Source organism: Leptothrix discophora, assembly GCF_030705305.1.
Lineage (GTDB): Bacteria > Pseudomonadota > Gammaproteobacteria > Burkholderiales > Burkholderiaceae_C > Sphaerotilus > Sphaerotilus discophorus.
On record NZ_JAUZEE010000002.1, the window covers coordinates 359,160 to 386,029 of the forward strand.

19 protein-coding genes and 1 tRNA gene are annotated in these 26,870 nt (G+C 65.9%); 7 read left to right on the forward strand and 13 right to left on the reverse strand.

The genetic code is table 11. From position 1 onward, the window contains the following. Nucleotides 1-82 precede the first annotated feature (82 nt). Entirely contained in the window at nt 83-1,129 is a 1,047-nt protein-coding gene (locus Q8X39_RS05195; RefSeq protein ID WP_305748576.1) for a Gfo/Idh/MocA family protein, read from the forward strand. 77 nt (nt 1,130-1,206) lie between these two features. Here Q8X39_RS05195 and Q8X39_RS05200 read toward each other — a convergent pair whose 3' ends face one another. Then, on the reverse strand, nt 1,207-1,953 hold the full coding sequence (locus Q8X39_RS05200; protein WP_305748577.1) for a dienelactone hydrolase family protein: 747 nt from the start codon (nt 1,951-1,953) through the stop codon (nt 1,207-1,209). 118 nt (nt 1,954-2,071) lie between these two features. Here Q8X39_RS05200 and Q8X39_RS05205 point away from each other — a divergent pair, with 118 nt between their 5' ends. The 3 genes from Q8X39_RS05205 (at nt 2,072) to Q8X39_RS05215 (ending at nt 5,071) form a co-directional block, all read left to right on the forward strand. Next, nucleotides 2,072-2,749: a response regulator gene (locus Q8X39_RS05205; protein WP_305748578.1), complete on the forward strand. Its 678-nt coding sequence runs from the start codon at nt 2,072-2,074 to the stop codon at nt 2,747-2,749. After that, nucleotides 2,746-4,059 (forward strand): ATP-binding protein, encoded by a 1,314-nt coding sequence (locus Q8X39_RS05210; RefSeq protein WP_305748579.1) that lies wholly within the window; start codon nt 2,746-2,748, stop codon nt 4,057-4,059. The genes Q8X39_RS05205 and Q8X39_RS05210 overlap by 4 nt, the downstream gene beginning before the upstream one ends. A 127-nt stretch (nt 4,060-4,186) precedes the next feature. Further along, on the forward strand, nt 4,187-5,071 hold the full coding sequence (locus tag Q8X39_RS05215) for a restriction endonuclease (protein ID WP_305748580.1): 885 nt from the start codon (nt 4,187-4,189) through the stop codon (nt 5,069-5,071). A 171-nt stretch (nt 5,072-5,242) separates the two neighbouring features. Here Q8X39_RS05215 and Q8X39_RS05220 read toward each other — a convergent pair whose 3' ends face one another. From Q8X39_RS05220 to Q8X39_RS05255, 8 genes are all read right to left on the reverse strand, one after another. Beyond that, nucleotides 5,243-5,560: a hypothetical protein gene (locus Q8X39_RS05220; RefSeq protein WP_305748581.1), complete on the reverse strand. Its 318-nt coding sequence runs from the start codon at nt 5,558-5,560 to the stop codon at nt 5,243-5,245. 733 nt (nt 5,561-6,293) lie between these two features. Next, a complete protein-coding gene (locus Q8X39_RS05225; RefSeq protein WP_305748582.1) occupies nt 6,294-7,604 on the reverse strand; it encodes an McrC family protein in 1,311 nt (436 codons plus the stop codon). A 4-nt stretch (nt 7,605-7,608) separates the two neighbouring features. Continuing rightward, entirely contained in the window at nt 7,609-9,543 is a 1,935-nt protein-coding gene (locus Q8X39_RS05230; protein ID WP_305748583.1) for an McrB family protein, read from the reverse strand. A 19-nt stretch (nt 9,544-9,562) separates the two neighbouring features. Further along, nucleotides 9,563-11,287, reverse strand: coding sequence for an ATP-dependent nuclease (locus Q8X39_RS05235; RefSeq protein ID WP_305748584.1), 1,725 nt, complete (start codon nt 11,285-11,287; stop codon nt 9,563-9,565). Between the two features lie 42 nt (nt 11,288-11,329). Beyond that, nucleotides 11,330-13,366 carry a site-specific DNA-methyltransferase gene (locus tag Q8X39_RS05240; protein ID WP_305748585.1) on the reverse strand — a complete coding sequence of 679 codons (2,037 nt, stop codon included), beginning with the start codon at nt 13,364-13,366 and terminating at the stop codon, nt 11,330-11,332. A 35-nt stretch (nt 13,367-13,401) separates the two neighbouring features. Next, a complete protein-coding gene (locus tag Q8X39_RS05245) occupies nt 13,402-16,155 on the reverse strand; it encodes a DEAD/DEAH box helicase family protein (RefSeq protein ID WP_305748586.1) in 2,754 nt (917 codons plus the stop codon). A gap of 342 nt (nt 16,156-16,497) precedes the next feature. After that, nucleotides 16,498-17,265, reverse strand: coding sequence for an NYN domain-containing protein (locus tag Q8X39_RS05250; protein WP_305748587.1), 768 nt, complete (start codon nt 17,263-17,265; stop codon nt 16,498-16,500). Between the two features lie 203 nt (nt 17,266-17,468). Then, nucleotides 17,469-17,544, reverse strand: a tRNA-Ala gene (locus Q8X39_RS05255). Nucleotides 17,545-17,639: 95 nt separating this feature from the next. Here Q8X39_RS05255 and Q8X39_RS05260 point away from each other — a divergent pair. Further along, nucleotides 17,640-18,506 (forward strand): alpha/beta hydrolase, encoded by an 867-nt coding sequence (locus tag Q8X39_RS05260; protein WP_369538093.1) that lies wholly within the window; start codon nt 17,640-17,642, stop codon nt 18,504-18,506. Here the strand turns inward: Q8X39_RS05260 and Q8X39_RS05265 are convergent, their stop codons facing one another. The 4 genes from Q8X39_RS05265 to Q8X39_RS05280 all read right to left on the reverse strand — a co-directional run bounded on the left by Q8X39_RS05265 (nt 18,507) and on the right by Q8X39_RS05280 (nt 23,861). Beyond that, entirely contained in the window at nt 18,507-19,178 is a 672-nt protein-coding gene (locus tag Q8X39_RS05265; RefSeq protein WP_305748775.1) for an RnfABCDGE type electron transport complex subunit B, read from the reverse strand. Nucleotides 19,179-19,182: 4 nt separating this feature from the next. Beyond that, nucleotides 19,183-20,424 (reverse strand): polyhydroxyalkanoate depolymerase, encoded by a 1,242-nt coding sequence (locus tag Q8X39_RS05270; RefSeq protein ID WP_305748588.1) that lies wholly within the window; start codon nt 20,422-20,424, stop codon nt 19,183-19,185. A gap of 266 nt (nt 20,425-20,690) precedes the next feature. Continuing rightward, the gene (locus Q8X39_RS05275) at nt 20,691-21,554 is read right to left on the reverse strand and encodes an HDOD domain-containing protein (protein WP_305748589.1); all 864 of its coding nucleotides are present in this window, start codon (nt 21,552-21,554) and stop codon (nt 20,691-20,693) included. 141 nt (nt 21,555-21,695) lie between these two features. Continuing rightward, on the reverse strand, nt 21,696-23,861 hold the full coding sequence (locus Q8X39_RS05280; protein WP_305748590.1) for a sodium-translocating pyrophosphatase: 2,166 nt from the start codon (nt 23,859-23,861) through the stop codon (nt 21,696-21,698). A 306-nt stretch (nt 23,862-24,167) separates the two neighbouring features. Here Q8X39_RS05280 and ppa point away from each other — a divergent pair, with 306 nt between their 5' ends. Together ppa and Q8X39_RS05290 are read left to right on the forward strand one after the other, a co-directional pair. Beyond that, nucleotides 24,168-24,710, forward strand: a complete 543-nt coding sequence (ppa, locus tag Q8X39_RS05285; protein WP_305748591.1) for an inorganic diphosphatase — start codon at nt 24,168-24,170, stop codon at nt 24,708-24,710. A gap of 143 nt (nt 24,711-24,853) precedes the next feature. Then, nucleotides 24,854-26,671, forward strand: coding sequence for an ABC transporter ATP-binding protein/permease (locus Q8X39_RS05290; protein WP_305748592.1), 1,818 nt, complete (start codon nt 24,854-24,856; stop codon nt 26,669-26,671). The last annotated feature ends 199 nt before the right edge of the window (nt 26,672-26,870 follow it).

A 26,870-nucleotide genomic window follows, 5' to 3' on the forward strand; every position in this document is an offset into this window, starting at 1 on the left:
CGCAGATCCGGATTACAAACCGGAACGTCAGCATTAACGTTGCGGCTCCGACCCCTCACTTCCGGTTTCTCCAGGATCCCCCATGAGCAAGACCCGCATGGCCGTTGCCGGCGCCGGCTACATCGGCCAGGCCCACATCGAGGCCATCGTGCAGGGCGACGGCACGGCGCTGGCCGCCATCGTCGACCCGTCGCCGGCCGCGCACGCGTTGGCCGAGGCGCACGGCGTGCCGCTGCATGCGACGCTGGACGCGCTGATCGCGCACGACCGGCCCGACGGCATCGTGCTGGCCACGCCCAATGCGCTGCATGTGCCGCAGACGCTGGCCTGCATCGCCGCCGGTCTGCCGGTGCTGCTGGAAAAACCCGTGGCACCGACCGTGGCCGAAGCCGCCGAGCTGGTCCGGGAGGTCGAGGCGCGCGGCGCGCGGGTGCTGGTCGGCCACCACCGCGCCCACAGCCCCATCATGGCCAAGGCCCGCGAGGTGATCGCCGGCGGACGGCTCGGGCGGCTGGTCGGCGTGATGGGCAGCGCCACCTTCTACAAGCCGACCGAGTACTTCGAGGCCGGCCCGTGGCGGCGCGAGAAGGGCGGCGGTCCGATCCTGCTGAACCTGATCCACGAGGTCCACAACCTGCGCATGCTGTGCGGCGAGATCGCCGCGGTGCAGGCCTTCTCGTCGAACGCGGTGCGCGGCCATGCGGTCGAGGACACGGTGGCGATCAACCTGCGCTTCGCCAGCGGCGCGCTGGGCACCTTCCTGCTGAGCGACACCGCCGCCTGCGCGCGCAGCTGGGAGCAGACCAGCTGCGAGAACCCGGCCTATCCGAGCTACGACGACGAGGACTGCTACGTCGTCACCGGCACGAACGGCAGCCTGTCGGTGCCGACGATGCGCCTGAAGACCTACCCGCGCCCGGAGGACCGGTCGTGGTGGAAGCCGTTTGACGTCGACCGCGTCGACCTGGTGCGCGACGACCCGATCCGCCACCAGATGGCCCACTTCGCCGCCGTCGTGCGTGGCGAGGCCGCCCCCCTGGTCAGCGCCCGCGACGGCCTGAACAACCTGCGCATCACCGAGGCGGTGGTCGAGGCGGCGGCGTCGGGGCGGGTGGTGGAGGTGGGGTGAGGTGAGGTGAGGTGAGGTCAGGTCAGGTCAGGTCAGGTCAGGCGCGGGCCGGCGGCGAGACTAGCCTGGGTGCCGCTTCAGCCCTGGAACGCTGAACCGAAGAACCCGATCGCCTGAGCCCACGCCGCGTCGGCGCAGGCCGGGTCGAAGCGGGGCCCCTCGTCGCGCATGAAGGCGTGTTCGGCCGGGTGCAGGCGCTGCTCGACGCGCACGCCGGCCGCGCGCAGGCCGGCCTCGACGGTGGCGCGGCCTTCGGGCGGGATGTGCGGGTCGTGTTCGCCCCAGACCAGCAGCAGCCGGCCGCCGATGCGCGGCAGGGCGGCGAGCGTGCCGGCATCGGCGTCCTGGCCCAGCTTGCCGTTGTGGACGCCGGTGGCGTAGAAGCAGACGGTGGCCTGCACGTCGGCCTGCAGCGCGGCGCGCAGCGCCAGGTGGCCGCCGATGCAGAAGCCGGCGGCGCCGATCCGGCCGGGCGTGACGGCGGGGTGGCGGCCGAGCCAGTCCAGCGCGTCGCGGCAGTCGGCGTCGAAGGCGGCGACCGGCGTGCGCAGCGCGTTGTCCAGCCCGCGCGTGCGGCCGGCGTCGTCGAAGGGGATGGCGGTGCCGGGCGCTTCGAGCCGGCGGTAGATGTCCGGCGCCAGCACGGTGTAGCCATGGCCGGCCAGGCGGACGCAGGCGCGCTGCATCGGGCCGGTGACCTGGAAGATGTCCGAGTAGAAGACGATGCCCGGCCAACGGCCCGGCGCGTTCGGGCGCGTCAGCAGGCAGCGCATCGTGGCGCCGTCGGCGGTCGGGATGTCGACCGGTTCGGTGGTGACGATCATGGGCGGAGGTCCTGTCGGGCGTGAGGTGAGGCGGGCGTGAAGGTCGCGAGTTTGCCGTCTGGACGGGTACACGCCACTGCCAGAATGAAGCGTCCCTTGCCTGATGGAGCCCCGTCCCATGCGCGTCCTGCTGGTCGAAGACGACACCATGATCGGCGAGAGCCTGCGCGAGGCGCTGCGCCGTCAGGGCATGGCCGCCGACTGGGTGCGCGACGGCGACGCGGCCGATGCGGCACTCGCCACCGAACGCTTCGACGCCGTGCTGCTGGACCTGGGCCTGCCGCGCCGCGACGGCCTGAGCGTGTTGCGTGCGCTGCGCGAGCGCGGCGACACCACCCCGGTGATCGTGCTGACCGCCCGCGACGCGCTGCCCGACAAGGTCGCCGGCCTCGATGCCGGTGCCGACGACTACCTCCCCAAGCCCTTTGAACTGGACGAGCTGCTGGCCCGCCTGCGCGCGCTGCGGCGCCGCCACGAGGGCCGCGCCCTGTCGGTGCTGCAGGTGGCCGACCTGCGGCTCGATCCGGCCACCCACGAGGTCAGCCGCGCCGGCCGGCCGGTGCTGCTGTCGGCGCGCGAGTTCTCGCTGCTGCAGCTGCTGCTCGAACGCCCCGGCGCGATCGTCTCGCGCGCCCAGCTCGAAGACCGCCTCTACGGCTGGGGCGAGGAGGTCGAGAGCAACGCCATCAGCGTCTACATGCACCAGCTGCGCAAGAAGCTCGGCGACGACCTGCTGCACACGGTGCGGGGTCTGGGTTACTACGCCGGCCCCGCCAAGGACGGCCGCTCGACATGAGCCTGCTCGACACGCTGCGCGGGCGGCTGTTCGCCTTCCTGCTGATGCTGGCGGGCATGACCGCAGTCGGCGTGGGCGGCGGCACCTGGCTGAGCGTGCGGGCCGAGGCCGACGGCCTGTTCGACTACCAGCTGCAGCAGATGGCGCTGTCGCTGCGCGACCAGGGCGGCGTGACCGATGCGGAGTCGGCGGCCCTGTCCAACCCGGACCTCGACTACCTCGTGCAGGTCTGGTCGGTCGAAGGCCTGTCGCTCTACAGCAGCCGCCGTCCCGGCGTGACCGAGGCCCTGCCGCCGCGCGCGGTGCTGGGCTTCAGCGACCAGCGCATCGGTGACGAGGACTGGCGCGTCTACGGCGCGGCCACGCCGCTGCGCGTCATCCAGGTGGCGCAGCCGCTGTCGGTGCGACGCCGTCTGGCGACCTCCGCCGCGTTGCGCAGCATGCTGCCGATCGCGCTGGCCGCGCCGCTGGCGGCCGGGCTGATGTGGTGGCTGATCGGCGTCTCGCTGGCGCCGCTGCAACGGGTCGTGCAGGCGGCCCGGTCGCGCGACGCCGCCAGCCTCGACGCCTTGCCGACCACCGGCCTGCCGGGCGAACTCCAGCCGCTGGTCGGGGCCTTCAACGGCCTGCTGGCGCGGCTGTCGACCGCCTTCGAGCAGCAGCGCACCTTCGTCGCCGACGCGGCCCACGAGCTGCGCACGCCGCTGACGGCGCTGAAGCTCCAGCTCGGCCTGCTGCAGGGCGCCGCGCCCGGCCCCGAGCACGATGCCGCCGTGCAGCGCCTGGGCGCCGGCATCGACCGCGCGGCCCACCTCGTCGAGCAGCTCCTGGCGCTGGCCCGGGCCGAGCCGGGCGCGGCCTCGGCACCGATGCAGCCGGTCGACCTGGCCGACATCGCCCGCCTCGCCCATGCCGATGCGGCCTTGCTGGCCGAGCGCCGCGGCGTGGTCATCCACTGCGAGGCCGAGCAGCCCGTGCCGATGCAGGGCGATGCCGCGGCGCTGCGCAGCGCCATCCGCAACCTGCTGGACAACGCGGCCAGGTACGGCGCCCGGACCGTCCGCCTGCGCGTGACGACCGAGTCCGGCCAGCCGCTCCTGCAGGTCGACGATGACGGCCCCGGCATCCCTCCCGAGCTGCGCGAGCGCGTCTTCGACCGTTTCCAGCGCGGCGAGGCCCAGACCGGCCAGGTCGACGGCAGCGGCCTCGGCCTGGCCATCGTGCAGGCGGTGGCACGGCGGCATGGGGCGAGGGTGGGGCTGGGGGTGTCGGAGATGGGGGGGGTGAGGGTGGAGATGGGGTGCGGATAGTGCTGAAAGGTCGGGCGATTGCGGCGCAGGCGAGGCACTTTTGCGCGAATCGTGGACGTTGGTGCGGGAGTGGCCTTGCTGGGCAGCAAGAATCGCGACGGTCGATTTTTCGAGTTCAGGGAGAACCATGTCGCGTCGTCGTCGTTCCAGCCCCGCCGAGAGGCTGCTTGACCTGGTGTCCCGCTTGCCCTGGTGGGCCGATGTATTGCTGGCACTGCTCAGCCACGTCTGGCTGCATCGGCTGGCCGGTCGGCCGATGACCGCCATGGCGCAGCCGGGGCAGCTGGGCGAGCTGCTCACGCAGACCCTTGCCACCACCCTCGCGAGCTGGGGCCAGTACATCGTGCCCTCGCTGTGCCTGGCGGGTGCCGGACTGTCCGCCTGGCGACGCCGAGAACGTCGGCAATTGATGGCGGACGTCGTGCAGGCCCGCTCAGCCGACGCCGTGGACGGCCTGAGCTGGCAGCAGTTCGAGCAACTCGTCGGCGAGGGCTTCCGCCAGCAGGGTTACCGCGTGACCGAGACAGGCGGCGGCGGCGCGGACGGCGGGGTGGACCTGGTGCTGACGAAGGGCACGGAGAAGTTCCTGGTCCAGTGCAAGCGATGGCGGGCACAGCGGGTCGGCGTCGACGTGGTGCGCGAGCTGTACGGCGTCATGGCCGCCCGGGGCGCGACCGGCGGATACGTGGTGAGTTCAGGGCGCTACACCGACGATGCCCTGGCGTTCGCCCAGGGTCGCAACGTTCGTCTGATCGACGGCCCGCGACTGCAGGCCTTGCTCCGCCAGGGCCGCCGCGCTTCGCCCGATTCGCCCAATGGTCGGAGCGCACCTCCCGCGAACCCGCGCTCCCGTCCTCCGGAGGTCGTCGACTTCCCGGCCAGCGCGCCTTCCTGCCCGCTCTGCGGCAAGGCCATGACCCGCCGCACCGCCCGCCGCGGCACCCACGCGGGCACGGCGTTCTGGGGGTGCACGGGGTATCCGGCTTGCAAGGGGACGAGGGCGATGGGGTGAGGCGAGATCGCTTCGGCTCATCAAGCTGCGCGATCGCAGCTTCGCACCGGCCGCGCACGCCGTTCTCGACGCCTTGCGTGAACTGGCGCTGCCCCTGCGCACCGCAGTTGCCGCTGCGGGACCTGGCGGTCGCTGACCGCGTGGATGTTGGGCGAGCAGGGCGGGCCAGGGTCAGCAGCGGGGCGGTCCCGGGCCCTGCACCCAAACCCCCGCCTCCCTCAACCACCGCATCCCCTGCCGCAGGCTGTCGAACTGCGTGAGCACCACGCGCACGAAGCTGGCCGGGTCGTCGAAGACCTCGCGGCCGAGCAGGCCCAATTCGAGCTGGGCGCGGGCGACGGTGTTGGCGTCGAGGTGGTAGGTGACATCCGGCAGCCTCGGGCCGCCGAAGTCCAGGGGCTCGAACAGCAGGTGCAGCGAGCGGTCGGCGCGCATCGTCACCGTCACCCGTGACTGCTCGGCGCCGTTGCCGTCGACGAGCTGGTGCATGGCGCTGACCTTTTCCGGGGATGACGCCGTGTCGGCCTGCGTCAGCTGGCGCAGGAAGGCATAGAAGGCCGGGTCCTGATTGCCGTAGAGCCGCAGTTGCAGCGCCCGTTCGGCGAGGCGTTCCTCGTCGCGTCGGCGGCGCAGCAGGTCGACCTGCCAGTCGGCCCAGTGGCCGCAGTTGAGCAGCAGGTCTAGCCATAGCGACCAGGCGCACTGCGTCGGGTCCAGCGCCTGTCAAGCGACACCCAAACCCATCCCCAGGGGGGTAGTTTTGCGTGGCGGCTGACAGCGCCGCCCATCCTGCCGTGCCGGCGGTGGCGCTGACGAGGGCGCTCGGGTCGTCCTGAACCAGTCCCCAGCCATCCGGCCAGATCGACGGCCCTGGCCGGCCGGACGGCTGCCACATGACGTAGACCCACTGGGCCGGGTAGCGGTCGACGTGGTCATCGGACTCGACCCGCCGGGCCTCGTCCAGCCGCAGGACGGCGGCGCTCCAGCGGCCCGATGGATCCAGCGCGGGCGCGGGGCCGGGACGGGGGCGGAAGGGCGGGAAATCGTTGACGGCGGTCCACATCGGCGGCTCCTGGGATGACCTGCCGATGATGGGGAGGGGGCGGGCTCAGTTCGTGAGCCAGTCAGGATTTGGGCGGATCGCGCTGGCCCAACCAGCGGTTTACCTCGGCGGCTGATCTGGAAATCAAAACGAAATCTGGTGCAGTCGACCCGCCATCTATTAATGGATTTCGGTTGGGTTGATTGAATCTGATGAATCATCTGACCATAAGGGCACCAGCTTCACTGTGATTGTGATGTCGCCTTCCAGCTCCGCTGTCATGAGCTTGAACACCGGAGATCGCCGGAGGTTTACGAGTTCGGAAGGTCGTGGGTAAGCCAGTTCCAGCGAGGTACAGCCATATCGCAATGCATATGCGAGCAGTTGGTACGCATCGGCCTCTTCCACGCCGAAGTTGGCCGCCAATGGATTCAATCGTTTCCACTTCGCATCGACGATGCGGTCAATGCCTGAGGCTCCACCGTCTTCGCCGACGTGCCAGACCGTGATATCCGGCTTCAGCATGAACGCTTCGAGCGGGCCGTGAGTTGCCAGCGGCAGCGGGGGGCCTTGCGTGTGTACGACGCGACTGGAACCTGAATCGGCTTCCTCCAGCTTGGCTGTGTGGGCCTCGAACAGCTTGTTCATGTCAAACAGCAAACCCGGGGCTTGCGATGTTCCCGCGCTCATGGCTGGGCTGGCCATGGCCAGCAGCCATTCGCACCATGTCAGCAACTGGCCATAGCGATGGGTCGTGCGGTCACGGGGCAGGCGCGCCACGTCTGCCGACGAGATCCTCGTAGCCGACACGCTGGCATACCGGGTGTACGTCTCAAACCACATCCGCTGCGTACTGGCTCTGCTTGGCCATGTTCGGCACGCTTCCAGCGTCGCCTTGACGGCGCGGTTGTAGGCGTTGTCAACGGTGAACTCGTCATACTCGCAATGAAGCAAATGGGGCCGCGCCAGATTGCGGCGAACGTGTCCGTGTGCCTGGAAGCGCCCTTTGATGACAACCAGGTCTTCAGCCGTCCCCACATACCGACTCAACTGGCCGCGCCTAGCTTGTTCCAGCGCGCATTTGAGGAATGCCTCAATGAAGACGTCCAGAAGCGGGGCGTGGGCAGCCTGCTGCGGAACCGGTCCGATCTTGGTGAGGGTCACCAATCGGGCACTGTGCAACATGGCCATGAGGGCGCCCCGGGCTTGCTTCAACTCGTCGGGTGTCCGGAGGTCTGACATGCCGACCTTGGGCAAGACTTCCACGACGCAGTTTGGCAGTCGAACGATGCCGCAGTGTTGGGCGAGCTTGATGCCACCTGAGTGCCGCTGGCAGAACCCTCGACGCAGTTCATTGAGTCGAAGAAGCGCCTGCGCCTCAGTCTCCGAAAATACTGGGAAGTTGTCCGCCGATGTGCCAGGTTCATCACCATGCTCGACGATGGGGATGACCTCGTGCTCCAGAACTGTGATGGTGCGCAGGCCTCCCATTGCATCAACCCCCGTTCTGCGCGGGGCCTGGACCTTCTTCAGGTTGAATCACGGCTTCGACCGTTGGTGCCTCGTGGATGTATTTCCCCCCGTAAAGCGACATCACTTGAGCTTCGCTCCAGGTGCCAGGATCTCCTACCGAGAAGGTCGGCCGCGCTTCCGTGCCGACATCCTGCTTGGCACCAGGGAACAGCTCTGACGGCGACAGAGACCTGGACCTGAAGAACACGCTTTCCTTGCTGTTTCCAGTCAAGACGAGACGCACCTTTTCCATATCTTCGAAGAAGTACTCCTGGAGCAAGGGGATCACGCGCTGCGCCAGTACCTGTTGCAACTCGGCGAGGGAAGTGATGCCCATGAAGACCGCATGTCCGATGGCATGGTCTCGGTCCAGGAGGTATTCAAGTCGGTCATTCAATCGCTGGAGCAAGGCCCGCAGGTCAACTGCTCCCACCATCGCTGGCTCGATGAGGTCGGGCTCGGGCGGGCACTCCTGGAAGCGGAAGCGTCGTCGAAGGGCGATGTCCATCATTGCAATGGAACGGTCCGCCGTGTTCATGGTTGCCACCAGGTTCAGGTTGTCGGGGACACCAAAAGGCGCCGACAGCCCTGGCAGCGTCACCCAAGTGCCCGCGTCATTCGGCGTGCTGCCTGCAATCACTCGCTTGCTCGGCTCGATCAATGTGATCAACTCGCCGAAGACCTTGGCGACGTTCGCTCGGTTGATCTCGTCGATGAACAGGGTGAATTGCTGTGTCGGGTTGGCATGTGCCTTCTCACAAAGCATCAGGAACGGACCTTTGTGAAAGGCAACCCCAATGCCCGAGCCATTCTCGGAAGGCACTGGTCTCAGGCCTCCAATGAAATCTTCGTAGGAGTAGCTGGGATGGAAAGCCACGAAAGCAAAGTCTTCGCCTTCGTCAAAGGCGGCCTTCATCCGCGCCTGCATGTCATGCGTCTTGCCAGTGCCGGGCGGTCCGTACAGGATCAAGTTATCGGCAAGACGCAGCGTGGGTTTCGCGTTCGTTGCGGCCTCAACATCGTACTCCGGGTCAGGCTCATGCGCGGACAACGGTACAAGATTCGCCACTGGGCCGTATCCACTGCCAGTCACGGCCGATACTTTGCCTGCGGGCGCTACCGGCTTCTTGATCAGCGTGCCGACAGGCAATACGTAGTAGTCAACGGCGCCGGGGTGCTGCACCTCCAGGCGTCTGCGCAGGTCTTCCAGGGCGGCATCCATGGCCGGACGGCTTTCGCCCAGGGCTCGCGTCCATATCTTGTGTGCTCTGGCCACCTGAAACTTGTTTCCTTGACTGAAAATTCTTTCAAAAGTGTCCGGAAAAAGAACATGGCACAGCGTGTGATAGAGCTGCCTCCCCTTGCCTGACGGTATTCCATCCAGCCATTGCGCGAAGCCGTGAGCATCCTTCAGCAGTGCCTCTCGATCGCTGCGGGGCTTGTTGATGAATGCTGAAAACGCCTCGACGGCGAATGCAATTTCCATCCAAAGGTAGTTGTTGTAGCCCGGTCCTGCGCTGCCCAAACCTGACAGCACCGGCATCGTCAAGAAAGCTGACATTGAAGGAAATGGTGCCGCTGGGTTCATGTTCCAGATGCGCTCCAGCGTCCTCACCTTTGTTGGCGCTCGCAGGTTGGTTGGGCCAAGTTGCACGATCCAAAAGACCTCTGTCATCAGTGCGACATCAAGCGCTTGACAGGTGGACAACTGGCTGGCGAGTTTTTCGTAGAAGCGGCCATCACCCACGTCGGGCTGCTTGACGTAGTTGTCTATCAGGGCTTGGAAGTGGCCGTTTGTCCAAAGGGGCAGGGAGTCCAGGAACAATGACTCCTGGTCAAGCAGGCAGCGTTGCTTGAACCTGTCGGCTGCTTCGAAGATCTGAGCAGCGAGGGGGTGATTGGGGTTGTAGCGGCTCATGCTGATTTCAAGTTTGGTGTCAGGCTATGGCCAAGGCTGCGCAAAAGTGGTCACGTAGGGCTTTCAGGCTGGAAGGTTGAATCTTCCCTCCAGTGATCGCCTTCATGATTTCAAGCGGCTTCTTGTCGTTGCCTTTAGGCACAGACAGGTCAAGAAATTCCTCCAGGCATCCTGTGAACTTCACCGGCGGCGCCAGCGTCATCGGATTGGCGCATGTATCGATCAAGTCGTTGACGGCACCATGAAGGTTCTGTCCGTGGTCGTCGTCCAACATGATTCCATGTGGAATGCCATAGGCCTCCAGCAGCGCCATGTATCGATGCAGGTTGAATTTACCAAGGGCATCGATGACACAGATGCGATGCCGCGCCAAATCGTGCCACTCGTTCGCGAGTAGATAGTTGAAAAGGGCCCGCTCAGTCGCGCCTTCGACCAATAGCACTCGGTCAGCAAAGAACAGCGAGGCCCGCTCGCCGTCCAGCCAAAGCTGGAATCGAAACCGTTCCTCCTGCTCGGCGATGTGCGCCTCCGGTGGGGCGGCCATCATGTCTCTGGCCCGTTTTTTGGTGTTGTCGGGAATTTTCGGGTCGTCGATGAAGGCCTGCAAGGCGACCATCAACTCTCCACCTCGGTCAAATAGATCCTTGATCTGTCCGCCCCGGGGTTGGAATGCCTGACTCGAACCGTTGCTACGCTGAATCCGAACCAACTGGCCGATGTGCTCAGCCGCCTTGCCGGCAAATGTTGTCGAGTGGGTCGTGATGATCACCTGCTGGCCGGGTTCAGCGCCAAGGCGGCGCAGGTGATAGGCCATGCTCTCCTGCTGGCTGGGATGCAGGAAAGCCTCCGGCTCCTCAAACAAGACCAGCGAGAACGTCGGATTGAATTCTTTCTTGTCTGCCTTCTTCTCGTCCTTGAACGTCGGTGCGAGTCGGATCAGTTCATAGATGACAGATCGTTGGAAGCCATGTCCATAGCGATCGAGATCAAACCCAAATTCGCCATTGGCCGAATCGACGAATTCAAATCTCACGAGCGACTTCGAAATGTCCTCGGGCGCTACGGCGCCGACCGACAAGTCGATCTTGATGTTCCAAGATGCGATCGCGTTGTTCAGTGGCGCCGAAATCTCACTCAGGAATCCACTGTTCTGGCGAGCCTCATTGTTCAATTTCTCGAATGCCGCCGAGACTTCCTTGAAGGCCTCGCTCTTGGCGACGACTTTCTTCAGCAGAAAGTTCAACATGTTTCGCAGCGGAGATGGTCCCGACATCTTTGTCTGCTCTGCGGGCGTGGTCAGTGCTGGTACAAAGACGATTTGACCAACCTTGGCAGCGCCGACGTTCTTGGCGCCGTAGAACAATTCCGTGTCGAGGGCTCCGCTTATCAGCCCGAAGATGTTGCTCTGACCAGATTGGACCCTTGTCTTGTCGTCAGACTTGAAATAGCGTCGAACCGTCAGTTGCTGGTTGTTTGCGCCGGACTTGTATTTCTCGGCCAGGCCGCTCCATTCGTCGTCATCCAGGGCGAATGTCAGTTGTACCCATGACTCTTGATCCACAGTGCTGGCCCTGGGGAAGTCATCCGACGACCACTTCAGGTCGTCATAGAACGCCCTGAGTGCATTCATGACGGTACTTTTGCCCGCATTGTTTGCGCCGACGAGCAATGTGTAGTCGTGAACCTCGATGCAGAGGTCGATGATGGACCGATAGTTGTGGATTCTGAGTTCTTGAATCTTCATTTTGTGGCTCCCTGAACGATTCTTTCGAAGGGTAGAGTCGGTTTAGTCGATTGCTTTGGTCACAATCACTTCTTCCCCCAGCATGTCGATGATCTTGACGGCTACCGTCGAGCCGGCGGGCTGTGCAGGCATTTCATATCGCCCGTTCACCAGGTCTTGCTTGCGTTCCGGCACGTCGGCCAGCGCCACGTTGAAAACTTGGCCGTCGTACTGTGGGTCGATCAAGATGCAATCGACCACGGCGCGCCAATCGGTGATCTGGGCACGGAACACGCCTTGCTCCAGGTTCAGGCGCTGCATGATGGTGGGCGATACCACATCCTGCACCTCGACCACCAGCTTGGCGCTGGCCCCGTCGCCCATGCGTTCGGCGTTGACCTGGGCGGTCAATGGCTCGTGCTTGATGATGCCGCCGAGCTTGCGATCGGTTCGCAACTCAACCACATGCAGCTTGTTGACCGGTCGGTTGCGGTTGTAGGTTTCCACCCAAGCCCGCGCGTCATGTTGCCAGCCGAGGCAGACCACCATCACGTCGCGCTCTTCGGTCGGCCGTGTCTTCAGTTCATTGCGGACCGCCTCCAGGTCCAGTGGCGTCAGCGGATGATTGAACGGCACGATCTTGACCAGGCGGCCTCCTTGAGTGCCTTCGAAGAATGAGTCGGTACGCGTACGCGTGACACCCAGATGTTGACAGGCCAATTCGACAACTTCATTGTGTTGGATTTGGAGGTCGTAGTCGTTGACTCTGTAGGTGGCGAAGCCGAGCTGGCTTGGCTTCTGGCAAGTCTGCGCTATTCCGATCAGGTCGCCTTGCTGAGGTACGCAAGCATCAGCTGCCTGGGTTTTCATTAGGTCCTGGATGCGTTTGGCCGTCGTTTGAATTGCTCCTTTGTTGATGTCACAGCCGATCCAGCGTCGGCCGAGTCTTTGCGCACTGACTGCGGTAGTTCCAGAGCCTAGGAAGCAGTCGAACACGATGTCTCCGGGGTTCGAAGAAGCCGAAATCACGCGGTCGATCAATGCCTCAGGCTTCTGCGTTGGGTATCCGAGAAGTTCCTGGGACTGGTTGTGAATTGGTTTGATATCAGACCAGATGTCCTGGGCCGTTCCACCTTGCTCAATCGCCTCATCCATGTAGCGCTTGAGGCGAGGCATGCCACCCTCGCTCTTTGGCCAATGAATTCGACCTTCTACCTCCCATTGCTCCAGCTGCGAAACGCCCACCTTCCAGTGGTTGCCCTTCTCGGCTGGCTGAATGCCCCGCCAAGACTTGCCGGTTTCACCTTTGCGAAGCCCTCTTGCGGTCAGATCCGACCGCGCGTAGCGACGCCCCGTTCCCTCCTCCGTCTGATCGAAAAACTGCTCCAGATAGGTCTCCCGAAGTTCAGTCCGCTGTGGATTCCAAACTCGATCGGGGGCGCCGTAGTAGTAGATGGTGTCGTGAATAATCCCAAATCTTCCTGAGTCGTTGTGCGCGCTTAGTCGTTGCCAAATAATCTCATTGACAAACGAGTCGGCACCAAATACCTCGTCAAGAACCAAACGGAGGTAGCTGTTTCGAGAAGGGTCGCAGTGCAGATAAATTGCGCCGTCCGGTGCTAGAAGCATCTTCAACATAAGCAGACGCTCGTACATGAACTGCAGATAATTGTCGTTTGCCCAGATGTCGCTGTACTGCACTTGCTCGCCCAGCGTGTAGTCCTCGCCATCGATCTTTACCGTGCCCTTGGCGCCGCGCAGTTGCACCTTGCGCACATAGTCCGCACCGCTGTCGAACGGCGGGTCGATGTAGATCAGCTTGACCTTGCCTCGAAAGCCATTGGCCAGAAGATGTGCGAGCACGTCCTTGTTATCGCCGTGATACAGCAATCCCCCCTTTGGCAAGTCCTTGGGCCAATCGCTCCAATCGGCTTCTTGGAGGGCCACGGGCTGGCCGCCCGTCGCATCGAATCGCTCGATGGCCTGGGCCGGGTAGGAGCGGACCCTGGAAAGAGGTTTCTTCCCCACCCAAGTGAGCATGGGGCGGCCTTTCGCTTTGGCGACGGTCACGTCCTTCGACTTCTTGATGCTTTCATTCATGGCTTGTCTGTGTTCCAGGTGTCGTCGTTGGCGAATCAAGCGCCGCGAATGAAGTCGCGGACCTGCGCGTAACCCTCGGCCTTGAGAGCGGTGTCGGCAAACATCACGTGGTAGGCCAGCTTGTCGGGGTTCAAGCCCTCCCACTGCTTCAGCGCCACGGCCTTCTTGCCTTCCAAGGTCTGCGCGGCTTCTCCGCGACCCAGCCGCGCCAAGTCGCCCTTGATGTCCGGGCTGTAGCTGTCGCGCTTGATCTCAATCACGAGGTGCTTGCCATCCGCGCGGCGCAACACAAAGTCAGGCGTGTACCGGTGCCAGCGGCCGTCGTCGCCCAGGTACTCCGCGTAGAGATCGGTCTTGGCCGGGTCGGTGATGCCGCCCGTGAACCAAACCCCTTCGATCTGATGAGGCTGCGTCTGCAACTGGGTCAGTGCCCAGTGCAGAAACTCGGCCTCCGGGCCGGAATCGAAGTTGTAGCCCTCGTAGTGGAAGCTGCTGGCAAGTGCGTGTGCGGTGTCATGCGTGTCTCGTGCCGTCAGGTACAGCGCTTCGCGTTCCTTGGCAAAGTTGATACGTGCCGTGTAGACCGGGTGACCCGCACGCTCGGATAGTTCGAAGCCGTCGGCCTTGACCAACGCAATGGCCACATCGATTTCTTCGAAGTGCTCTTCATAGTCCGAGCTCTGGGCTTCGATCTGCCGGCCCAGCGCGACCAGGTGGTGATCCGGGATGTCGGTGCCTGTGCCATAGGCGCTGCGCAAGGCCGCCAGCACGTCGCCGGCGGACAAGTGGTAGTTGGCAGCGAGTTCGGCGGCGGCCGCGTAGCTGTCCAGTACCGGGGGCGGTGCCGGCAACACATCGTCGCCGCCATCGACCTTCTGAAGGGCGGTCATGCCCGAGGCTGCCTGCACCGGCGTCAATGTCTCCACCGTCACGCCTGCCGGCGCAGCCACGTCCGGTACCGTCAGCTGCAGCGGTGCGGCTGCGCCGCTGTCGGCCTTGCGGCGGTAGCGCAGCACGCGCTTCTTGATCAGCAGCGGCGGCAGGTGTGGGCGATGCAGAGTGATTTCGCGCTCGACGCGTTCGGCCTGCTGCGCGTCCAGGTCCTTCAGGGACGTGCCATAGGTTTCGGCCAGTTGCGACTCCAACGTCTTGCGATTGCTGTCCGTCAGATAAACCCGAGCCGGGTGCTTGTTGCCAGGCACTTGGCGTAGACATCGGGTGGCTGCCTGAAGCACGAAGTTGTTGCTGTTGACCAGCTTTCGGACCAGCGCCGTGGCGAACAGGCTGGGGCAGTTCCAGCCTTCGGTACCCATGTTGACCAACAGCAGCACACGCTCAGGCGCTTCGGGGTTTCGGGCAACTGCTTCGAACTTGCGACGTGTCGCTTCACTGCTCTTGCCATCGACGGCCAGGATGGTGTCCGCGCCGATGCCGCGTTGGGCGATTGCTGACTCGACCGACCCACGGAGTTCATCCCGGGCTTCAATGCTGGGGAAATACAGTGCCAAACGAGCAGGTGCACCGTTGGGAAGGGTGACGGCCCAATAGTCGCGCACGAAGTCCTCGATGACATTGGAGACCAACGTGTCCGCCTCGCCGTCGCCCAGATCGAACACCTTGATGTTTTTGGCGAGTTCCTTCAACACGCCATCGCGGATGCCTTCGCCCAGGCCGTACCAGACCACCACATCCCGCAGAGGCTGTCGCTCGAAGTAGGGTGTGCCGGTGGCATTGATCACGACGATCAGATTCGTTTCCTCGGCGAGGTAGTCGATGGTGCGGCGGACCTTCTTGATGCCGTCATCCTTGAACACGAGTTCGCCGCTCTCCTTGTCCTTCTCCCACTTGCCCAGCAGCTTCTGCCCGTAGGTGTGGTGGGCTTCGTCTGAAAAAACGGCGAGGTGCGGCAGCGATGCCACGGCTTGCAGGCGAAGGTTGGCAAGCTCGGTCTGCTCCTCTGCTTTCGTGCCAGCGAACAGCTGCGCTTGCGGGCCGATGCCGCGCATATTGGGCCTCTGGATGCGGATCTTCTCTGTGTTGGTGACGATGACGTTGAAATTGCTGCCCCATACGATGGGGATCTGCTTGTCGCCATCACGTGTGAACGTCAACTTCAAGCTGGCTGCGAACGGCCTGTACATGCGCGGAGGCAACAGCTTCTCGTACGGCACGTCGGACAGTTCGCGCAGTGCGCTGAGGATGGTCTTGCCCGGGGCAAAGAGCAGTGCGTTCTGTACGAAGGGCCCGTCCGGATACTCCATGGCCAAGGCGAACTCGGTGGCCACGATGGAGCCCATGAGGATCGTCTTGCCTGCGCCCATGGCCAAGGCCAAGATATAGCTGGCGTAGTCCAGTGTCAGAGACTCCCGCAAGCTCTCCAAGGCGTACTTGCGGACGAAGGCGTTGTCGGTCTTGACTCGTTCCAGGCAGCCTTCCAACCCCTCATCAGCAATGAAGCTGACGATGTCGGGATGTGTCAGTCCCATGGCCTCACGCCGGTCTTTGGGCTTCGGAAACAGCTTGGCGTAGAGGTCGGGAATTCTGGGCGTCTCAAGCACGAGACGGAGAAGCCAATAGGTCTCCAGCGCTCTGAACTGTGCTCGTCGAAGGTAGCGAAGCTGGCCGGTTTCGTTGTCCTCGGTGGCGAATTCCAGAATCTCGCGGATCGCGGGAAACTGATCGCAGGGATAGTTCGCGTCGCGCCATTCGTCCACTCGTTGTGCAAGTGCTTGATAGAGATAGGGCATATGCGCTGGTTGCTTGTTCAGGCTGGACTTTCCGCGCTTCAAGCGAGCGAATCCAGATGCTGAATACTGTTAAAGATGTTGGACTTGGCCGGCCAATCTTGAACCGATGTATGGAATACGAGCATCGTTGTGAGACGCCTCCTTCGGAGGGCTGAGGTTGTCTGCCACCAAGCTGATGACTCGAACTCAAGGCCGTCGATATTCATGTTCATCTGACTTCTGAGCACATAGCTGGTCGGTTCGTTGGACATGGAGACCTACAGCATCAGGTCCGGTCGGTGCAAGGTCGTGATGAGCAGCCTGACTCAGCATGAGCGCTCAGCGGATGGTGCCGGTACAGAAGGCTTGCCTCGGAACAGGCGAAGGTGGCGAGGGCTTGGCTGTTCATGGGTTGGTGGTAGATCCTGTGACATCGACCGGCGAGGCCAGCGCGACGGTCCAATGGCTGCCAGCTTCCTGCCGCGTGTCCAGCAGGTCGTAGGTTTTGAGCATGCCGACCAGCCCGGAGTGGCCATACGTCTGTGGAGAGAACGAGGGGTCGGTGCGGCGCAGGTAGGAGCCCAGTTCGCTGACGGTGATGCGGCCGGTCGCCGAGTCCGCCGCAAGCAGCTTGACGGCGCTGACGACCGACCGTGGCCGCTGCTTCGGCTTGGGCGCGGCAGGGGCCTTGACCACGGGCACCGCAGGCACGCCCGGCGGCGTGGCGACCACCGCCTCCGGTGCGACCCATTGGAAGAACTGGTCACTGGCGTTGCGCAGGTCCTCGGGCGTCTTGGCCTCGCCGATCACGTGCACGGTGGCGCCACGCTCGCGCAGCTTGCGGCACAGGCCGGCGAAGTCCGAGTCGCTGGTAACCAGGCAGAACGTCGTGGCGCGCTGGTCGAACAGGGCCTCGATCGCGTCCATCGCCAGCGCGATGTCGGAGGTGTTCTTGCCGGCGGCGTAGGCGTACTGAAGGCAGGGCGTGAATGCCTGCTGCACCAGCACCGTCTGCCACTTGTTGGCCAGCGCCGTATGGCTGCCAAAGCCGCGCCGCAGGACCACCCGGCCGAACTGAGCGGCGACCCGCAATGCGTAGTCGAGGATGGCCGGATCTGCGTTCTCGCAATCGACCAGCACGGCCACTTTGGCTTCCGGTTCTCCGGCTGACATGGCAAGTTCTCCCTGACAGCTTGCTGCCACCTGCCGTCCGCCGGTGGGCAAGAGGTTCGTTCTCGATGGATCCGTCCATGGTAGCCAACGAGGGTCCGAGCCGAGGGCAGGGCGTGGCTGCCGAGGCCTGACCAGGGATCGGTCCTACGCCCCCAAAGCAAAGGGCCCTGCATCGCTGCAGGGCCCTGGCTGTTTCATTCGTGTGGTGGAGAGGAGGAGGATCGAACTCCCGACCTTCGCATTGCGAACGCGACGCTCTCCCAGCTGAGCTACCCCCCCACGAATGACGCGGAGTGTAGCAGGGCGCTATCGGGGGCTGGTGTGGCCTTGGTGTAGAAATCGGGCACTTGTGGTCCAGTGATGGGGGATGGGGGATGGAGATGGCTGGGGACGGGATCAACCAGGCGGCGCTGGATGCGCTCTATGACAACCGCGCGCGGGTGCCCGAGCATGGGCAGATCTTCGAGCGCTGGGCAGGCGCGTCGGCGCGGGCGAGGGAGCGTCTGCCGGGCGTGCAGGTGGACCTGGCCTATGGACCGACAGCCGGGCAGCGGCTCGACGTGTTTCCTTGTGACGAGGACGGCGCGCCGGTGCTGTTCTTCATCCACGGCGGCTGGTGGCGCTCGCTGGACAAGTCGCAGCATGGCTTCGTCGCGCCGGCCTTCGTGCAGGGCGGCGCGACGGTGGTGGTGCCGAACTACGACCTGTGCCCGGCCGTGTCGATTGGCGAGATCGCGCAGCAGATGACCCGGGCGCTGGCCTGGACCTGGCGCGAGATCGGCCGGTTCGGTGCGGACCGGCGCCGGCTGCTGGTCGTCGGGCATTCGGCCGGGGCGCACCTGGCGGCCATGATGCTGGCGTGTGACTGGGCGCATGTCGGTGCCGACCTGCCGACCGACCTGGTGCGGCGTTCGGTCGGGCTGTCCGGGGTCTACGACCTGGAACCGGTCTCGCGCGTGGGTTTCCTGCGCGATGACCTGCGGCTGGCCGCGGCCGACGTGCCGCGCTGGAGCCCCGCATCGTTTCCGGCGCCCAGGGGACGCCACGCGGCCTTCGTCGGTGGCGACGAGAGCACGGCCTTTCTGGCCCAGAACGCCGCGCTGGCGCGGGCCTGGGGGCCGCGCGCGGTGCCGGTCTGCGAGACCTTGCCCGGCCTGAACCACTTCACCATCGTCGACGAACTGGCCGAGCCCGGTACGCGCGCGCAGTCGCTGGTGTTCGAGTGGCTGGACGAGGTCTGATCAGCCTGCGTCCGGCTTGCGCTGCGAGCGCGCCCGCGCCAGCGCGGCCTGGATGACGGCGCGCTTGCGGGCGAGTTCCTCGCCGTGGGCGTCGCGGGTCAGGGTCTCGAGGTTCGCGAGCTTGTGCTCGGCCTTGCCCTGCAGCGTGCGGGCGTGGCGTTCGCGCAGCCGCTCGCGGCGGGCCTGGCGTTCGCGGTAGAGCCGGCGGGCCTCGTCGGCCTGCGCCACGCTCCAGGCCGACCAGCCGCTGCGGCCTGGCGTGACGACCTCCAGCGCGATGCAGTCGACCGGGCAGGCGGGGATGCACAGCTCGCAGCCGGTGCAGTCGGCCTCGACGACGGTGTGCATGCGCTTGTGGCTGCCGACGATGCAGTCGACCGGGCAGGCCTTGATGCACAGGGTGCAGCCGATGCACCAGTCCTCGTCGATCCAGGCGATGGTGCGCGGGCCTTCATGGCCGCAGGCCGGATCGAGCGCCTGCACGGCCTGGCCGGTGATGTCGGCCAGGCGCTGGACACCCTCGGTGCCGCCGGGCGGGCAGCGGTTGATCGGCGCCCGGCCGGCCACGATCGCCTCGGCATAGCCGTGGCAGTCCGGCTCGCCGCAGCGGGTGCACTGGGTCTGCGGCAGCGCCGCGTCGACCTGTGCGATCGTGTGGACCGGCCGTGCCAGACGGTCAGCCCTGGTGCTTGAGGATGAAGGAACGGATCTCGGGATAGGCCATCTCGCGCCAGCGGCGGCCCGAGAAGATGCCGTAGTGGCCGGCGCCCTGGACGATGTAGTGGCGCTTGCTGGCCTCGTCGATGCCGCTGCACAGGCCTTGCGCGGCCTCGGTCTGGCCGGCACCGGAGATGTCGTCCAGCTCGCCTTCGACCGTCAGCAGCGCGGTCTTGGTGATGTCCTGCGGACGCACCGCCTGGCCGCGCACCTTCCACGTGCCGTAGACCAGCGCGAAGTCCTGGAACACCGTCTTGATGGTGTCGAGGTAGTACTCGGCCGGCATGTCCAGCACGGCGTTGTACTCGTCGTAGAACTTGCGGTGCGCGTCGACGCTGTCGTCATCGCCGCGGATCAGGTCGAGGAAGTAGTCCCAGTGCGAGTTGACGTGGCGATCGGGGTTCATCGCCACGAAGCCGGTGTGCTGCATGAAGCCCGGGTAGACGCGCCGGCCGACGCCGGGGAAGTTCTGCGGCACGCGGTAGATGACGTTGCTCTCGAACCACTCGTGGCTGCGGTTCATCGCCAGGTTGTTGACCGCGGTGGGGCTCTTGCGGGCGTCGATCGGGCCGCCCATCATGGTCATCGTGCGTGGCGTGGCCTCGCCGTTGCTGGCCAGCAGCGAGATCGCGGCCAGCACCGGCACGGTGGGCTGGCAGACCGAGATCACGTTGACCTCGGGGCCGATCTGGCGGATGAAGTCCTGCACGTAGGCGACGTAGTCGTCGAGGTGGAAGGCGCCGTCCGACAGCGGCACCATGCGGGCGTCGACCCAGTCGGTGATGTAGACCTTGTGGTCCTGCAGCAGCGTGCGCACGGTGTCGCGCAGCAGCGTGCTGTGGTGGCCCGACAGCGGCGCGACGACCAGCACGGCCGGCTGGGCGCGCATGCGCTCGAGCAGCTGGGCGTTGTCGGTGTAGCGCTTGAAGCGCAGCAGGCGGCAGAAGGGACGCGCCTCGACGGTCTGCTCCTGCACCGCGACGTCCACGCCACCGACCTTGACCGAGGTGATCTCGAAAGCCGGCTTCTCGTATTCCTTGGTCAGCCGGTGCAGCAGGTCGAAGCCGGCGGCCATGCGCTGGGAACCTGGCGCATTGGCGAACGGCGACATCGGATGGCTGTACAGCTTGGCCGACGCGCTGGCGAATTCGGCGAACGGGCTCAGCAGGGCACGCTGGGTTTCATAGAGCTGGTAGAGCATCGCGCATCCTTTTGGGGCAATCGGGGCCGATCGGGTCACGGCAGACAGCATGAGGGTTGCATGCTGCACCGCAACATTCTATCCGGGACACCCCGAAGCCGGAGCTTCCCGAAGGCTTTGACCGGCATCAAGTCGGCAAAAGTGCGAGCTTGCGGGGCGGCGCTGAAAGGGTGCTGACAGCGTGCTGGACAGGACCACGAAGGACGCCTGGACAGCCGTTCGACGCCGGGTGGGACCGCCACGCCGCCGTCCCCCAGGGTGAGGGATCAGGCCGGCTGCAGGTGATCGAAGACCGGCAGCAGGGCGTCCTGCCAGTGGGTCAGCTCGTGCTCGTGGATCTGCAGATGGCGCAGGCAGTCGCCGCCACGCTGGATCCACTCGGGCGCGTCGGGCTGGCCCTCGTGGCTGTGCACCAGGTGCTCGGCGACGACGGTGGCGGCCAGCAGCACGCGCACCGGCTCGGCGATGCTGCGGTCCTGCATCGCCTCGACCTCGTGGTGCAGGCGGATGGCGGTCTTCAGGTCCTCGGGCAGGCCCCAGGTGCGGGCGACCAGCGCGCCGACGATGGTGTGGTCGGTCTTGTGGTTGAGCTGCTCGGTCAGCGTGTGGGTGCGGTCGATGCGCGCGCGCGCCTCGACCAGCGTGGCGGCATAGCCCGGCAGGCCCTGCAGCATCACCGGGATGCCGACATCGCAGAACAGCCCCAGCGTGTGGGCCAGGTCCGGCGAGGTGCCATAGAGCTGGCGGCCGATGTAGCCCATGGCCAGCGCGCGGCGCGAGGAGCCGAGCCAGAAGGTCTCCAGCAGCGGGTGGTTCAGCGGCAGCGCGCGGGCGGTCAGGAACTGGGTCAGCAGCACGGCCGTCTGGCGCAGGCCCAGCAGCGACATCGCCTGCGGCACGTTGTCGACGCCGCGGCCGCGGCTGTAGACGGGGCTGTTGGCCGCGCGCACGAGCGAGGCGGCCATGGCGACGTCGGCCGAGGCGATCGCGGCGACGGCGTCCCAGTCGGGATCGGCTTCGGCCATCACCGCCTGCAGCCGCGTCAGCAGCTCGGGGCAGGGCGGGATGGTCAACGTCCGCACGGGGCCCGAGCTTCGGGCATGGTCGAGTTCTTGATCGATGGAGGACATGGCCGGACGTGGAGCGGACTGAGCGCCCACTCTAGGTTGCCCTCGGCGGCCCTGAAAAGGAGAACAGCGCGGACGAAGCCGCGCTGTTCGCACTGGACATCGACCGGGCGGAACGGGCCGCCGGGTCGATCGGGCCGCGCCCTACTGGCTGGCCGCCGGAGCGGCAACCGGTGCGGAGGCCGCGGCCGACTGGACCTGCGCGGCCGGCTCGGCATGCGCGGCCCTGGGGGTCTGGGCCGCACCGGCCGGCAGCAGCGGCACGATCAGCAGCGCCACGATGTTGATGATCTTGATCAGCGGGTTGACGGCCGGGCCGGCGGTGTCCTTGTACGGATCGCCGACGGTGTCGCCGGTGACGGCCGCCTTGTGCGCCTCGCTGCCCTTCTTGTGCAGCGTGCCGTCGGTGTCCTTGAAGCCTTCCTCGATCAGCTTCTTGGCGTTGTCCCAGGCGCCACCGCCGGTGCACATGGAGATGCCGACGAACAGGCCGGTGACGATGGTGCCCATCAGCAGGCCGCCGAGTGCGGCCGGGCCCAGCAGCAGGCCGACCAGGATGGGCGCGACCACCGGCAGCAGCGAGGGCACGATCATTTCCTTGATCGCCGCCGTGGTCAGCATGTCGACCGCCGCGCTGTAGTCCGGCTTGCGCTTGCCGGCCATGATCTGGCCGTCGGCGAACTGCTTGCGCACCTCGACGACCACCGCACCGGCCGCGCGGCCGACCGCCTCCATCGCCATCGCGCCGAACAGGTAGGGGATCAGGCCGCCGATGAACAGGCCGACGATCACCTTGTGGTCCGACAGGTCGAAGGTCAGCGCCATGCCGCGCGCCTCCAGCGCGTGGGTGTAGTCGGCGAACAGCACCAGCGCGGCCAGGCCGGCCGAGCCGATCGCATAGCCCTTGGTGACGGCCTTGGTCGTGTTGCCCACGGCGTCCAGCGGGTCGGTGATGTCGCGCACGCTGGCGGGCAGCTCGGCCATCTCGGCGATGCCGCCGGCGTTGTCGGTGATCGGGCCGTAGGCGTCCAGCGCGACGACGATGCCGGCCATCGACAGCATCGAGGTCGCCGCGATCGCGATGCCGTACAGGCCGGCCAGCGCATGCGCCGCATAGATCGCCACGCAGATGAAGGCGACCGGCCAGGCGGTCGACTTCATGCTCACGCCCAGGCCCGCGATGATGTTGGTGCCGTGGCCGGTCGTGGAAGCCTGCGCGATGTGCTGCACCGGGCTGAACTGCGTGCCGGTGTAGAACTCGGTGATCCAGACCATCGCGGCGGTCAGCAGCAGGCCGACCACGCAGGCGCCGAACAGGCTGGTCGCGCTGGCGCTGGCGCCGCCGGCCATCTGCACCGGCTGCGGGAACATCGCGTGGGTCACGAAGTAGAAGGCCACCAGCGACAACAGGCCCGCGACGACGAGGCCCTTGTAGAGCGCCGGCATCACGTTCTTCATGCCGGGGCTGGCCTTGACGAACTGGCAGCCGATGATGGAGGCGATGATGGACACGCCACCCAGCGCCAGCGGGTAGACCACCGCGGTCAGCGCCGCGCCGGTCACCATCAGCGCGCCCAGCGCCATCGCGGCGATCAGCGTGACGGCGTAGGTCTCGAACAGGTCGGCGGCCATGCCGGCGCAGTCGCCGACGTTGTCGCCCACGTTGTCGGCGATCACGGCTGGGTTGCGCGGGTCGTCCTCGGGGATGCCGGCCTCGACCTTGCCGACGAGGTCGGCGCCGACGTCCGCGCCCTTGGTGAAGATGCCGCCGCCCAGGCGCGCGAAGATCGAGATCAACGAGGAACCGAAGGCCAGGCCGAGCAGCGGCTTGAGCGTCTCGCTGGCCACGTTGGTGCCGCCGGTGATGGCGTAGAAGAAACCGGTCACGCCCAGCAGGCCCAGGCCGACCACCAGCATGCCGGTGATGGCGCCGCCGCGGAAGGCGACGTCCAGCGCCGGGCCGATGCCGCGCGTTGCCGCCTGCGCGGTGCGCACGTTCGCGCGCACCGACACGTTCATGCCGATGAAGCCGCAGGCACCCGACAGCACCGCGCCGAGCACGAAGCCGGCCGCCGTCAGGCCACCCAGGAACAGCGCGATCGGGATCGCCAGCACCACGCCGACGACGGCGATGGTGCGGTACTGCCGTGCCAGGTAGGCGGCCGCACCCTGCTGGACCGCCGCGGAGATCTCCTGCATGCGGGCGTTGCCCGCGTCCTGGCCCAGGATCCAGCTGCGGGTGACGAAGCCGTAGATGACGGCTGCCACGCCACAGAGCAGCGCCAGCATCAGCGCCGTGGATGACGACATGGGGTTTCCTTCCTCATCGATTGATCATCGGGAGCGTCGGGGGCGCAGACCGCCCGTCCAGCGCATCGTGCCTGCGGTGCCTCCTGGGAGGCCGGGCCATGCTAGGGGAAGGGTTTCAGCGCCCCGACCCGTGTTTTCCAGCACGTTCCATCGCAGGACCGGGCCGGCTGATCTGGGTCAGCCGCGCAAGGCCGCCGCAAGCCCCGACCGTAGAATCCGGGCGATTCCCGGTTGACGGCAACCCGGCTTTCGCAGCCGGAAGCACGCCTCGCCGACCCCGTCCTACCCACCACCTGGCCGATCCCCATGAGCCTGCACAACGTCACCCCCGGCAACAAGGCACCCGAGCAGTTCAACGTGATCATCGAGATCCCGATGAACGCCGACCCGATCAAGTACGAGGTCGACAAGGAAACCGGCGCAATCTTCGTCGACCGCTTCATGACCACGGCCATGCACTACCCGTGCAACTACGGCTACATCCCGCAGACCCTGGCCGATGACGGCGATCCGGTCGACGTGCTGGTCATCACGCCCTATCCGCTGACCCCCGGCGTGGTCGTGACCTGCCGCCCGATCGGCGTGCTGAAGATGGACGACGAGGCCGGTGGCGATGCCAAGCTGCTCGCCGTGCCGATCGACAAGATCCTGCCGATCTACACCCACTGGCAGAAGCCCGAGGACATGAACCAGATGCGCCTGAAGGCGATCCAGCATTTCTTCGAGCACTACAAGGATCTGGAAGTCGGCAAGTGGGTCAAGGTCCAGGGCTGGGAAGGCCCCGAGTCGGCCAAGGCCGAGGTCACGACCGGCATGGAGAACTACGCCAAGGCCGAACAGAAGGCCTGACCGGCGCGAGCCTCGCGCTCGACCGCTTCCGCACCCGCGCAGAGGGCCCCGAGGGGCCCTCTTCTTTTTCCGCCACCGATTGATTTAGTCTCGCGGCTTCGTGCCCGCGGGGCGGGCGTCATCGATGGCTTGCACGAGGTGTCATGAACTGGAATCAGGAGTTGCTCAACAGCGCGCTGTGGCTGCTGCGGACCTATGCGGTCACGCTGGTGGCCTTCGTGGCCGTGATGGCCCTGCTGGCGCGCACGACGGCCTGGGGTCGGCAGTTCTGGGCCCTGAGCGGATCGTGGTTCTGGCCGACGGCCGCCGAGCGCGGGGGACGGCCACGCACCTGGCGCGACTGGAAGCCGCTGATGGGCGTGGCGCTGATCCTGTTCTTCGTGCTGCTGACGGTGCGGATGAACGTGCTGTTTTCCTTCTGGTACAACGGTTTCTACACGGCGCTGCAGGGGCTGGACCAGCCGGCCTTCTGGACCCACATGAACCTGTTCGCGCTGCTGGCCGCGTTGCACGTGACGCGCGCACTGGTCAACGCCTACATCCGCTCGTCGTTCTCGATCCACTGGCGCGAGTGGATGAACGACCGGCTGCTGACCCGCTGGCTCGACGGCCGCGCCTACCACCTCGGTCGCTACGCCAGTCCGGAGGTCGACAACCCCGAGCAGCGCATCCAGCAGGACGCCACCAGCCTGGTCAGCGACACGCTGGGCCTGTCGATGGGCCTGGTCGGCGCGGTGGTCTCGGTGGTCGAGTTCACTGGCATCCTCTGGGGCCTGTCCGGCCCGCTGGCCGTGGCCGGCACCGAGGTGCCGCGGGCGATGGTCTTCCTGGTCTATGTCTACGTGCTCGTGGCGACCTTCTTCGCGGTGCGCATCGGCCGTCCGTTGATCGGGCTGAACTTCCTCAACGAGAAGCTGTCGGCCACCTACCGCTACCTGCTGATGCGCCTGCGCGAATACGGCGAGAGCGTGGCGATGTACCGCGGCGAGGCGGCCGAGCGCGTCACGCTCGAGCGAGGCTTCATGGCCGTCATCGGCAATGCCTGGGCAACGCTGTGGCGCTCGCTGAAGTTCGACGGCTACAACCTGTCGATCAGCCAGGTCGCGGTCGTCTTCCCCTTCCTGATCCAGGCCCCGCGCCTGTTCGCCGGCACCATCAAGCTCGGTGACGTGATGCAGACCGCGCAGGCCTTCGGCCAGGTCGAGGAGGCGCTGAGCTTCTTCCGCACCTCCTACGACTCCTTCGCCAGCTACCGCGCGGTGCTGGACCGCCTGACCGGCTTCACCGGCAACACCGACGCCGCCCGCGCGCTCCGGATGCCCGCCATCGCGCACCGGCCGCAGGGCCTGATGCTGGACCACCTGACCGTGCGCCGCCCCGATGGCCAGGTGCTAACCGAAGGCCTGAGCCTCCAGATCGACCCTGGCCAGGCGCTGCTGATCCGGGGCCCGTCCGGTGCCGGCAAGACCACGCTGCTGCGCAGCCTCGCCGGCCTGTGGCCGCATGCCGAGGGCAACGCCGCGCGGCCCGACGATGCCGACTGCCTGTTCCTGTCGCAGAAGCCCTACCTGCCGCTGGGCACGCTGCGCCACGCGCTGGCCTACCCGCGCGCCACGCTGGGCGACGCCCAGGCGCGGGCCATCCTCGAACAGGTCCAGCTGGGCCACCTGGTCGACCAGCTGGAGGTCGACCGCGACTGGTCGCAGGTCCTGTCCCCCGGCGAGCAGCAACGCCTGGCCTTCGGCCGCGTGCTGGCCACGCGCCCGGCGCTGGTCTTCCTCGACGAAGCCACCTCGGCCACCGACACCGGCCTCGAACACGGCCTCTACACCCTGATCCGCCGCGAGCTGCCGCAAGCCGTGCTGGTCAGCGTCGGCCACCGCGAGACGCTGGCGCCGCTGCATGACCGGGTGCTGCAGATCCGCAAGGGCGGGGGGTGGGAGCTGGGGGCGGTGGGCTGATCAGCTGCCGCTGGTGCGCGTCCGGCGGGTCGGGCACTGGGTGTCCGACCCGCCGCCACACAGCGTCGCCGGTTGGCGACGGGCCATGGCGCGTTGAGCACGGCGTACACGCATCGCGGCACCGATCCTCGTCGCCATCGGGCGACGCGGGCCAACGGTAGGTCGGACACCCCGTGTTCGACGCGGTGGTGCCCATGCG